Raw genomic sequence first — 12,208 nt, 5'->3', positions numbered from 1 at the left:
TCATCTATGATGGTCGTTGTTACCTGCTGGGCACTTGCTTCTATGGCATTGTCCACCGAGGCAATATCAACTATGACAGTTTCATCATCTTCATCCAATGCATCCTGAACAGCTGTGATGGTCACCGTACCGCTTGTTGAACCGGCAGGTATCACGATCTCAGTGGCAGAATTGGCATTGCTGCCTGCTGCTGTTGTGGCATCGGTACCGCCCAAGCTCGCTGTACCTGAATAAACCAGGGTGACGGTCACCGGCAAGGCCGACGGTGCATCGATCTCCGCTGTAACAGTGGCTACACCGCCGTTCTCAGCTATACTCGCGTTATTAACTGATAATGTTACGTTTGGAGCGTTATCATCGTCAGTGATGGTCGTTGTTACCTGCTGGGCACTTGCTTCTATGGCATTGTCCACCGAGGCAATATCAACTATGACAGTTTCATCATCTTCATCGAGCGCATCCTGAACAGCTGTGATGGTCACCGTACCGCTTATTGAACCGGCAGGTATCACGATCTCAGTGGCAGAATTGGCATTGCTGCCTGCTGCCGTTGTGGCATCGGTACCGCCCAAGCTCGCTGTACCCGAGTATGCCAGGGTGACGGTCACCGGCAAGGCCGACGGCGCATCGATCTCCGCTGTAACAGTGGCTACACCTCCGTTCTCAGCTATACTCGCGTTATTAACTGATAATGTTGCGTTTGGAGCGTTATCATCGTCTATGATGGTCGTTGCTACCTGCTGTGTTCCATTCTCAGCACCATTGGTAACTGTTGATATATCAGTAATAACCGTTTCATTGTTTTCATCCAGTGCATCCTGAACAGCTGTCAAAGGAACAGACGCCTGTGTCTGACCTGCCGGGATAGTTATTGAGCCAGCCATTGTATAGTCACTGATGATAGTGGCTGTACCTGTATTGATCAGGTTAACAACTATATCATGGACACTGAGAATATCAGTTGTGGCTGTGATCGTTGCAACACCTCCGTTCTCAATGATTGGCGAATCTGCCAAACTTAATGTTACAGAAGGGGTGTCATCATTCTGGATCGTATAGGTCGTTGTTGTTTGAGCGCCAAGACTAACACCTGCAGACTGCCCTGACAATTCAAAAGTGATTGTCTCATCATTTTCTGCTAAAGTTTCATCAACAATTGCCAGACTTAGTGCAATATTCTTAGGTGTTGTGTAATCACCGGCCGGAATAGTTACAAGTGTTGTAAATGTATAGTCATCAGTCAGACTTGCAGTACCACCGGTAATTGTCGCATTAACAGTAACATCGACCGGCAGCACCTCTCCTCCTGCCGTCACTACAGGGATATCACCGCCTGTATTCTCAGCATCTGTATAAGACGCTGCGGTAAATTGGACTGTCAGCGCGTCTATTATGTTAGTTACAGAAATAGCAATATCTTTTGAATCCGTCAGACCCGATTTATCCTTAACCGTTACCGTGATGTTATAAATATTATTACTATCATCATCAGTCGGGTTTTCATAATCAGTGGTATTTTTAAAGGTCAACTCACCTGTTGAAGGATCAATATCAAAATCATCAGCATCAATACCTGATACAGAGAATTCTTTAGTTTCATTCGCATCCTCATCCGTTGCAGTAACAATCTGAACGTCCGTAACACCTTCTTCTAAGCTAAGATCAGTAGCACTAATAATTGGTGCATCATTCTCTCCATCTATTGTGAGGGATAAAGTAGCAGATGCAGTTCCCCCGTTACCATCGTGCATGGTATATGAAAATGTTTCAACAACACTTTCTCCCGCAACCAACTGGCTTACTAATGGGTTTGAATTATCTGGTGTATAGGTAAAATCTCCCAAAGCACTCCATACCAATGTTCCGTATGTCCCAACATTATTACCTGTTGATGTGCCCTCTACTGTTTGTACCAGTAATACATCATTTGGCGTATTAACATCTGTATCATTGGCAATTAGTCCACTTGCCGCATTGACAGTGATGGAAGCATTCTCATCAACATTATGATCATCATCATTGGCGACAGGATCATTGTTAACACCATTGATAGTAATGGTTAAGACTCCTGAGTCCGTTAGACCACCATCATCTGTAATGGTATAGTTAAGTGTTTCAACCAGTGATTCTCCAGCACCCAATGAACCATCGCCACTTTGTGTGTAGACAAAAGATCCGTCTGCTGACCAAACCAATGTTCCATGTGTAGCAGCGTCAACCGCTGTTACAGTAATTTCTTCACCAGGAATAACACCGATATCAAAGTCCTCGTCATTACGCATCAGACCAAGGGCAGCACTAATGTTTAATTCCACTCCTTCATCAACAATGTAATTATCATCTGCTGCAACGGGAGCATCATTTGCCGCTGTTCCAACAACGATGGTTCTGTTATATACTAAACTATTATCATCGCCGTCGTTAACAGTGATACTTATCTCTCTGACACCGACACTACCTGTAGTGACAAAAGTAAGTGAGTTTAAAAGCGTTTCATACTCACTAATTGATGCATCACCCGAAATATTCAATTCACCGGGCGTTGCGTCATCAATAACCAATGCCCCTGTATAAGTTTCTGATAACACATCAGCACCTGACTCAAAATTGCTTGTGATCTCAATTTTTGCCGATACCATATTTAAATCATCTGCATCACTAATATCAGCATTAGACATCATGCTGACTGCAGGGTCTGCTATCTGATATTCAACAGCCGTCGCTGGTCCTTCAATTACAGGTGCATCGTTTACGGGTACAATTGAAATGCTTGTCTGTGCAACGAGACTTTCAAGGAAACCATCGTTCACCTTCACCTCAATTATCCTATCTGTTGAAGTTGGATTATCAGATGTATTAAGGTATTCAACCTGATGAATGGCAGTTTGATAATCGGCAGCAGAAGCTGCTCCTGACAGTTCCAGTATATTAATACCATTCTCGTATTCGATTGACACACTAATACCTGCCGGTAAACTACCATTGACCTGCAATAGATCTTTTGATGCATCAAGCGGATTGGTCAGTTCAAATGTGACACTCTGCAAGTCTATACTTCCATCGCTATTAATGATCACATCAACATCTCCGAGCGCCGTGCCTGCAGTATTCTCTGTAAAAGAAGATACATAGTCGCGTCCTGTAACAGATGAGTCATCTGAATCCAGATCAAGATTTGGCTTTACTTTTAGTAAGATGGTGGCAACAGCAGTATTACTGCTATTACCATCTGGATCTTCAACAGTAACATTAATGATCCTGTTTTCCTGGTTGATACCTGTCAACTTGGTATTCTGATAGGTAATCGCTTTAATAATATTCTCATATTCAGCCAGAGTACCTGAACCCGTCAGGGTAATATCACCGCTTGCCTCTTTAGTTATTGTTATTCCTCCAACTGTTGCTCCTTCATTGGGGTGGCTAATTGATTCAAAAGACCCATCCGGACGATTTGTCAAAACAATGCTGGCACTTTGAATCGTCGCTCCGTCCTCATCAGCGATTAAATTATCAGTATCAGAAATAGCAACAGGAATCAATACGTCATCGGCACTTTCTTTGATCGCAAAAGCCACCGTATAATCGCGTCCATCTGTTCCTTCACTATTATCTCTGTCTAAATCAATCTGTGGTGCATTGGTGATCTCACAGTTACGTATGCTCACAATGAATCCAACATTATTAACATAGTTACATTCAAGTGTTGGTGAGTTATTTTTTTCGAGTGTGGCACTCAAGGTTTCGCCGACTGCCAGGCTCTCCTCGTAATGATTGGCTAGTACATACAGGTCAAGATCACCATCAGCATTTGGATCGGTGACCGTATATGTTTCATCGATGGAAGATCCAACCTCTACGTTCTGACTGGTATAGAAAGTTCCAAGGTAGGTTGCCAGCTCCTCATAGGGGTCTCCGTCAAAAACAGCGATTGGTGTGTTGCGGGGAGTTTTCCAGTCTCCATTATTTTCAAGTGTTACGGTAAATGTAATTTCTTTAACCGACACACATTCATCGACATTAATGGTTACATTCTCTGTTGTCAGGTCACCCACTGCAAAAGTAGGCTCAGCATCCTGGGTCAGGAAAGTCGTTTGAACCAGGAACCCGTTAAAGGCCTGGTTATATTTTTCCAGGAAGTTATAGTTAACACCTTCAACAGGGAGTACTATCTCCTGTTGTGTTTGTGGAATGATCAGGTCAGCCCCCACATTGGTTACAATATAACCATGCTGGTTCCATGTTTCACGCGCCGCCACCCAGGGAGCATCTTTCGAGCGATAAACAGCTATATAATCATCACCACCACTATTACCTGAACCTGCGTTTGATTGAGCAGAAATAATAATCTCAGCCTGTCCGTCGTCATCGGCATCAGCTACCAGTGGATAATCAGTACGGGTACCGGATCCTGAAGTTACTTTAGCCAGTTCTGTTCCATCACTACCTCTCCATATGTATAAATTATGCTCATCGGAATAAACTACCTCAGCATTTCCATCACCCTCAAAGTCAAAGAGTGTACTACCGGTCATTTGGGACGCGTCATAGATCTGCGTGCCATCATTACTGCCATCTCCATCTTTTCTCCACTTGGTTTCAAGGGTATTAAGACTTTGGTTATATTCGATAACCACATAAGTATGCAAACCTGCCAGGCCGATCTCAACAAAACCATCATTATCGAAATCTGCCACATTACAACGTCCTGCACGAGCTGAAGACTTTGAACCTACAGACCCAGAACGTACGACAAAACTTGTACCTAGCTGCTGGGCAGTATATGGATCATATACATATACCATCGGATCACCCTCAGCGGCAGACACGATTACATCGATTTTTCCGTTGTTATCAACATCTCCAATACTTGTAAAACCATCCGCGTTGTCGGAGGTTAAGGGATTAGTAAAACCATCAATATCAACAACTACCGCTTCCTGTAAAACATTAGCAGGTGCTGCAGTTAAATCAACTGTGTAAATCTTGTTACCGGCAATAAGCTCCAGACCATCTGCTTCTGGACCAAATGTATTGCTTGTACCCGGAATAACATCGCCTGATTTAAATACATCATAGGCAAATGCCCATGCATCATTTACATTGTTGCATCCCTGGTTATGACTAGCGTCACCTCCATAATAGCTGAGTGTGGCCGCATCGTAAATATAGTTTCCAACATAAATTTCAGGTGATCCATCCATATCGAAGTCGGCAATCTGCGGACTCGCTTCACTGCTATGAGCAGACTGCGTTGAAATGGCTCCTTGTGTCAAAGCATGTGAAAAGGTTCCGTCTCCATTGTCGGTCTTCGTATAATCCAATCTCACGACTTTAGCACTTCCGTCAACAAAGAAAATACATCCCTGATAGCTTTGTGCCGTTCCAAGGTTAGCTATAACGACCTGTGAGTAATGGTGATTCGTAGAATTATAACTCACCAGGTGAGTACCATCAATACCGTTAAACACACGGATATTATTGGTTCCGCTATTCTTAGCACCATCCTTACCAACTAATTCAGGTACGCCATCGCCATCCAGATCGCCAACAAAAACACCGCATCGCTGATCCAGGCCATATCCTGTTTCTGAACGGTATTTCAACTCAAGAGTATATTTATCCAATACTGGTGGTTTCTCGCGGCAGGTGGGTACCGGCTGTCCAAAATAGAAATATTCATTACCGACATTATCTGTACAATCGGGGTCGAATATATCTACTAATCCATCGCCATCATCATCAATTCCATTGTTACATATCTCTTGTGCACGAAGATATGTGGTAAGACTTAATAGTGTTATAAACACAAAACACTTAAAAACGCTATTCATCAAAAATATGTGTAAGGTTGTTTGTACTCGTTTTCCTTTTTTCAAACAGTGTCTCTACGCATAAACTCCCCCGTTAGTTTGGCTATTTAAAGCGAATATGATTAATACAACATTCAACCTGATGAACCTCCTTTCAGACTTGATGAATGAACGTCAAAAGCCAGATGCAATCATGCAATGAAAGCGGCGCATGAAAAAAAGATGTATTATAATCTCTCTGTAAGGTTTTTTAAACTGGACATTGGCAATAAAGACATGTATTTTTATGGTAGTCACTTATAATAATGTTGAATCTTAAATAGTTATGTTATGCGATTAGTAGTTGGATTAATGCTGTGTTTGTTAGTTATTTTTGTGGGGTGTAAGGATGATGATAATAATGATAAAATGTCGAGCATGGAAGTGCGCTTAACCGATAGCCCTGCTGAGTACGACAATGTTTGGATTGACGTTGAAGAAGTGAGAATAAACACCTCCTCTGAGGATGAAGAAGGTTGGCAAACTTTAAGTACAGAAGATGGAGTTTACGATCTTCTTGAGCTGACTAATGGTAATGATACCCTTATTGCAGGAGAAGGCCTTCCTGCCGGACAAATATCACAGATGCGTTTATTATTAGGGGATGACAATACATTAGTAAAAGAAGGTACAAGCTATCCTTTAAAGACTCCATCAGGACAACAATCGGGCTTAAAGTTTAACATTAATGCAGAATTAGTCGAAGGTGTTACTTATAAAATCTGGATTGATTTTGATGCGGGGCGATCAATTGTTGAAAAGGGAAACGGAACCTATTCTCTTAAACCAGTTATCAGAACATTTACAGAAGCAACCAGCGGCAGTATTAAAGGTGTTATAGATCCGGTAACAGTTAGATCATACATTATTGCTATTTCAGCCTCGAATGATACAATAGGTACATTTAGTGATACCTTAAACGGTGAGTTTTTATTAAGGGGCATTGCAGAAGGCAGCTATGAAGTGGAGATTGAGCCTGCAGATGAATACGAAAAACAGGAAATAAACGATGTTAATGTTGTGTTGGGACAAACTACTGATTTAGGTACAATAACACTGCAGATGGAGCCTCAGTAGTAAAAAACTTAAGGATTCTGCATGATGCTGAAGACTATGATACCAACCACTTTGGGATTTCTTCCGCATTCACCTGTGTCTCCTTACGCCCGCCCTGCTAATCCGCGCTCATACCAGTGACCGGTCAACATACTGTCAAAACTATCGATTTGAGTGGGTTGCTTAGCCTATTTTCAAGTTTAGATTAACTGATATTTACCAAAAAGAGGGTATCCGTTTTTATGGATACCCTCCTTATCAGTTTATATATGTTAATATTTGTGTGAGCTTAATTCCGGCTTGCCAGAATCTCTTCTGTAGCAGCACGTCCCGCGCGTAAAGCATTTATATTAGACTCAACAACAGCATCACCTTTACGTCCGAAAATCTTACGCAAACCTTCTTCCAATGCACTGAATTCGATGTCAATAAATGGAGAAGCCGCGCCTAACATAACAATATTGGATGAACGCTTTGTAGCTACCTCGGCAGCGATCTTATCAGCATCAATTGCAATATGATTTGGTTGTTCGGCAACCTTTGCCATTACCTCTTCCATCTCAGGATAATTCGGGATATTAACAAAAGGTGTTGTATTGGTTACCAACCATCCGCTTTTAGACAGATAAGGCAAGTAACGCAATGACTCCATTGGTTCCACTGATAAAATAATATCTGCTTTACCCCTTGGTATCAAATCCGAAGAAATTGGGTTACTGCTTACTCTAAGGTGTGACTGAACATCACCGCCACGCTGGCTCATACCGTGAACCTCCGCTTGCTTCAGGTGTAAATCCTTATCCACAGCAGCCATACCAATTGTTGCCGCGATAGACAAAATACCTTGTCCGCCTACACCTGCTAAAACTATATCTGATTTCATTTTATTATCTTTTAGATTGTGCCCGATGCTTAGTGCACAGTGCACTGAGTACTAAGCACTATTATTTTACAATCCTAACTCTTTAACTTTTAATACCAGGCTCTTATTTCGTAAAGTCTGAATACACTGACGACGCGGAATAATAACCGATACACCCTGATAATCGAACTCCTCTTTGATGATGTTAACCATTTCATCAAGGTTGGCAGCCGTTGGCTTAAACACCCTGATGTGCTCAGGATCAACACCAATACCTTCAATGATCTGCTCCAGGTGACCAAGTGCCTGAGAATCCTGTCCTCCGGTCATTCCGGTTGTATAGTTGTCAGACACAATAACCGTGATAGGTGTTCCTTCGTTAACCGCATCCAGCAAACCTGTCATTCCAGAGTGTGTAAAAGTAGAGTCACCGATCACAGCTACAGCAGGCACAAGACCAGCATCGGCGGCACCTTTGGCCATAGTGATCGAAGCACCCATATCAACACATGAGTTAACGGCATTGTAAGGAGGCAATGCACCTAAGGTATAGCAACCAATGTCGGCGAATACACGTCCCGGTCCATATGATTCAAGTGCAATATTCAAAGCTTTATAAGCATCGATGTGACCACATCCTTTACACATTGCCGGCGGACGACCAACCATCAGCTCGGGTACATCAGCACCTTCTTCAAATGGGAATCCCAATGCATTGGCAACAATATTTGGAGTTAACTCACCGTCACGAGGTAAAGTACCGTCTAAACGACCTTTAACAGGTGTACCTGCTTCCTGGTATCCCTTTAGCAACTCTTCGATCACCGGGTAACCGTCTTCCAGTACAAGGATGGAGTCACACTCTTCAACCATGCGCTCGATATCCTTACGTGGCATTGGATACTGGGAAAGCTTTAATACAGGATTATTTAACTCACGTCCCTGGAAATTCTCCATTAAATAGTTGTGCGCAATACCACAAGCTATAATACCCATCGAACGGTCTGAACCATCGGTATAAGTATTATATGGTGATTCCATTGAGATTTTCTCAAGATCAGGACGTGTCTCAATCAATTTCTTATAGTTTCGACGAGCGATAGATGGCAAAAGAACAAACTGTGTCGGGTCCTTTGGCAGGCTTACTTCACGCTCTGCCAATAAAGGCTTGCGAACAACTCCTGCACGGGAGTGAGCTAAACGTGTTGTGATACGGATCATTACCGGCACATTGAACTTTTCTGACATTTCAAAGGCAGCATATGTCATATCGTAAGCTTCCTGCTGGTTAACAGGCTCCAAAATAGGAATCATAGCGAACTTACCATAAACACGGCTATCCTGCTCATTCTGACTTGAGTGCATTGATGGATCATCAGCAGCAACTACTACGAAACCACCGTTAACACCTGTAATAGCAGCATTAATGAATGCATCAGCAGCCACATTCAATCCCACGTGTTTCATACAAGTCATAGCACGCTTACCCGCATATGCCATACCCAGTGCCGACTCCATTGCAGTCTTCTCGTTACTCGACCACTTACTATGTATATTACGTTCTTTGGCAATCTTTGAATCCTGAATATACTCAGTAATTTCAGTCGATGGCGTTCCAGGGTATGCATAAACGCCTGACAATCCGGCATCAATAGCTCCCTGAGCAATCGCCTCATCTCCTAACAATAATAACTTTTGCATTGTGCTTATTTGGTTTTATATTATTACTTATTTGCTTCGGTTCGCTAAGTAACAAATATCTAAACCCTCTACTAATGACATTTATCAACGGTTACAATTTGTAACCATTCTTAATAATAAAGTGTAAGCACAAGGCTCCGAGAGCCCCCATAATTCCTGAATTCACAAAGATAAATACCTTGCCAGATACCTAAGTTCAACCGTCCGTTTGATATGGGAATTGTAAGTGACGCTCCAAGCAATGATGATTTAATATGCGCCGGCATATCATCAGACCCCTCCAGAGTATGCTTATAATCAGGATCATCCTCAGGCACAAGCTTATTGAAGACCGTTTCAAAATCCTCACGTACAGTATAATCTGCATTTTCATTTAAGGACAAGCCAGCCGAAGAATGTTTAATAAAAACATTTAACAGGCCTGTTTCTGGTAATTGCGGTATGGCCGACAAAACTTCATTTGTTATCAAATGAAAACCACGACCATACTCCCGAAGCCTCACCTCAATCTGTTCAATCACTATATCAATACTTTAGGCAATGTAACAATTTTATCTTCCATCACTAACAATATATCAGCTCACCTGATTAGGAGGAACCTTTCCTTCAAAGAAGGCTTTAATATTTTCTGCCACAAGAGCTGACATCTCACCACGTGTTTCATGGGTAGCCGTGCCCAGATGTGGCATTAAAAACACATTAGGCATTTCCCGTAAGGCATCGGGAATAGTTGGCTCGTTATCAAACACATCAAGTCCGGCACCAGCAATAACACCATTCTGCAGCGCCAGAACCAGCGCCTGTTCATCCACCACAGGTCCACGAGCCGTGTTGATCAGGAAAGCTTCGGGCTTCATTAACTGAAATTGTTCTTTTCCAATAAGTCCTTTTGTTTGAGCGGTTAAAGGCATATTTAGCGAAACAACGTCAGATGTCTTGAGTAACTCCTTCTGGGAAACATAGCGGGCATTCAAGCGTTTTTCATCATCAGCACTCACCTTGTTTCTATTGTGATACACCACTGACATACCTGATGCTACGGCTCGTCGTGCCAAAGCTTTCCCAATAGCTCCCATCCCAATAATACCCAGTTGTTTTCCAACCAGTGTTGTACTCAGGTTGCGCATTACACCCCACTTCAACTCTTCTTTGTTTTTAAGAATATTATTCATCTCACCCATTCGTCGCGCAGTACCAATCATTAACCCCATGGCTAATTCAGCTGTCGGTTCTGTTACCGGATCGGGACTATTGGTGACCACAATTCCTTTTCGTGTAACATGCTCCATGTCTATATTATCATAGCCTGCACCAAAATTGGCTATAATCTTCAAACCAGGTGCTGCGTCAATTACATCATTACTTAGTTTATTTCCATAAACAGTCACAATCGCATCAACATCTGCAACCTTATCGATCAACTCTTCACGAGTAAATGATTCATCTTCAGGATAGATAATTTCCCAGCCGGGAAGTATTTCTTCAAACTGCTGACGCGGAACAGCCAACATGATCAGTACTTTATTCATTGAAACGTTTTTTTATTCGATGTTATACCATATGAGGTTTGTAAAGATAAAATCATTCTTAATCAAAGCCAATATGACTTTTATACCAAATATAGAATAGAATGCATTTTAACTACATGCCTCTGAGCGAAGCTGGAAATTGATCAATAAGTCATAATTTTTACAGAGTCGTGTTCCAATGCTATAAAATACAACGAAGTCAATCAGTTTTTCAGAAAAGCAATAGGAAATACCACTTATAAACAGCACATTACAACAAACGAACAGGTCGAAACAAACCACTATCACATCATGCTTTTCATTCAGAATTTTCTATTTATCAGTGTTCTGAGGTATAAAATTTAATCTCGAACCCAACTTATCACTTGCCAATTGTTTTTTTTAAGGCTAATTTGACTAACCCAACTTTTATATTTTTTGTGTTAATGCCGTATCTACATTCAAAATATGATATACCGGGCGATAATGGCCAGCATGATGTTCTTCCTAATTTATTGGGAATTTCAAGCATTGAAGCCATTCACAAAGTTGAATTTGAAGGCTTTTTAAAAGCCCAGTATCAACTTCTTGAAGAATTAACAACACAAACTCATTTTGATTTTTCGTATATCAAGCGGATACATCATCTTTCATTAAAGACACTTTATGACTTTGCCGGTCAGTTCAGGACTGTTAATATGACAAAAGGCGGGTTCCTGTTTCCAACAGCCAAATTTTTACCGCGGATATGTCATGATTTTGATGAAAACATCATGTTTCAGCTTCCTAATTATTACAATAATAAAACAGAATTAATCAAAGACATTGCGAAAGTACATGCTGAACTGCTGTTTATTCATCCTTTCAGAGAAGCTAATGGACGGGTCGCCAGAGTTTTGGCAAACATGATGGCTGTAAAGCAAGGCTATGATTTTTTAGGATTCTACAAAATAACCCAGCGACAGTTTAAAGAGTACATCATTGCAGTACAGGCTGCTGCAGATCACAACTATCAGCCCATGACAGAAATTATTACTGCTATTTTTTAATTTCCTCCTCTACTCTCCCCACAATCGTTTTTAATTCTTCGTCGGAAAAATGTATCCCTTCTATTTGAAATGAATCAACCAAAGATTGTAGAATTTTTTGGAATCGCTCATCACTGTTTTTAAGGGTAGGATGGTTATCAATTATCTTAGTCTCCATAGCTTAAAGATACGAAAAATCAATTG

General features: G+C 41.6%; 8 protein-coding genes. 2 read left to right on the top strand and 6 right to left on the bottom strand.

Annotated features, from left to right (window positions below):
- A partial coding sequence (locus tag ACRD69_RS24115) for a cadherin-like domain-containing protein (RefSeq protein WP_430817695.1) occupies window positions 1-5,831 on the bottom strand: 5,831 nt, incomplete at its 3' end.
- 309 nt (window positions 5,832-6,140) lie between these two features.
- Here ACRD69_RS24115 and ACRD69_RS24110 point away from each other — a divergent pair.
- The gene (locus tag ACRD69_RS24110; RefSeq protein ID WP_430815161.1) at window positions 6,141-6,926 is read left to right on the top strand and encodes a DUF4382 domain-containing protein; all 786 of its coding nucleotides are present in this window, start codon (window positions 6,141-6,143) and stop codon (window positions 6,924-6,926) included.
- A gap of 268 nt (window positions 6,927-7,194) precedes the next feature.
- Here the strand turns inward: ACRD69_RS24110 and ACRD69_RS24105 are convergent, their stop codons facing one another.
- The 4 genes from ACRD69_RS24105 to ACRD69_RS24090 form a co-directional block, all read right to left on the bottom strand.
- Window positions 7,195-7,788 (bottom strand): indolepyruvate oxidoreductase subunit beta, encoded by a 594-nt coding sequence (locus ACRD69_RS24105; RefSeq protein ID WP_430815162.1) that lies wholly within the window; start codon window positions 7,786-7,788, stop codon window positions 7,195-7,197.
- A gap of 66 nt (window positions 7,789-7,854) precedes the next feature.
- Window positions 7,855-9,468, bottom strand: coding sequence for a thiamine pyrophosphate-dependent enzyme (locus ACRD69_RS24100; protein WP_430815163.1), 1,614 nt, complete (start codon window positions 9,466-9,468; stop codon window positions 7,855-7,857).
- A gap of 110 nt (window positions 9,469-9,578) precedes the next feature.
- Window positions 9,579-9,989, bottom strand: a complete 411-nt coding sequence (locus tag ACRD69_RS24095) for a secondary thiamine-phosphate synthase enzyme YjbQ (RefSeq protein WP_430815164.1) — start codon at window positions 9,987-9,989, stop codon at window positions 9,579-9,581.
- A gap of 54 nt (window positions 9,990-10,043) precedes the next feature.
- Window positions 10,044-10,997, bottom strand: coding sequence for an NAD(P)-dependent oxidoreductase (locus ACRD69_RS24090; protein ID WP_430815165.1), 954 nt, complete (start codon window positions 10,995-10,997; stop codon window positions 10,044-10,046).
- Window positions 10,998-11,422: 425 nt separating this feature from the next.
- On the opposite strand from ACRD69_RS24090, the gene ACRD69_RS24085 reads away from it, so the two are divergent.
- Window positions 11,423-12,025, top strand: coding sequence for a Fic/DOC family protein (locus ACRD69_RS24085; RefSeq protein WP_430815166.1), 603 nt, complete (start codon window positions 11,423-11,425; stop codon window positions 12,023-12,025).
- Here the strand turns inward: ACRD69_RS24085 and ACRD69_RS24080 are convergent.
- Entirely contained in the window at window positions 12,015-12,182 is a 168-nt protein-coding gene (locus ACRD69_RS24080; protein ID WP_430815167.1) for a hypothetical protein, read from the bottom strand. The two genes, ACRD69_RS24085 and ACRD69_RS24080, sit on opposite strands and share 11 nt — an antisense overlap.
- Window positions 12,183-12,208: the final 26 nt, after the last annotated feature.

Source organism: Carboxylicivirga agarovorans (assembly GCF_050589845.1).
GTDB lineage: Bacteria > Bacteroidota > Bacteroidia > Bacteroidales > Marinilabiliaceae > Carboxylicivirga > Carboxylicivirga agarovorans.
Note: the sequence above shows the minus strand (reverse complement) of the source record. Positions and strands in the feature narration are given on the sequence as shown.

What these genes read in the sequence shown, in the direction of transcription:
- ACRD69_RS24085 (WP_430815166.1), top strand. Translation starts at nt 11,423, where the DNA reads ATGCCGTATCTACATTCAAAATATGATATACCGGGCGATAATGGCCAG.
- ACRD69_RS24080 (WP_430815167.1), bottom strand. Translation starts at nt 12,182, where the DNA reads ATGGAGACTAAGATAATTGATAACCATCCTACCCTTAAAAACAGTGAT.
- ACRD69_RS24110 (WP_430815161.1), top strand. Translation starts at nt 6,141, where the DNA reads ATGCGATTAGTAGTTGGATTAATGCTGTGTTTGTTAGTTATTTTTGTG.
- ACRD69_RS24090 (WP_430815165.1), bottom strand. Translation starts at nt 10,997, where the DNA reads ATGAATAAAGTACTGATCATGTTGGCTGTTCCGCGTCAGCAGTTTGAA.
- ACRD69_RS24105 (WP_430815162.1), bottom strand. Translation starts at nt 7,788, where the DNA reads ATGAAATCAGATATAGTTTTAGCAGGTGTAGGCGGACAAGGTATTTTG.
- ACRD69_RS24100 (WP_430815163.1), bottom strand. Translation starts at nt 9,468, where the DNA reads ATGCAAAAGTTATTATTGTTAGGAGATGAGGCGATTGCTCAGGGAGCT.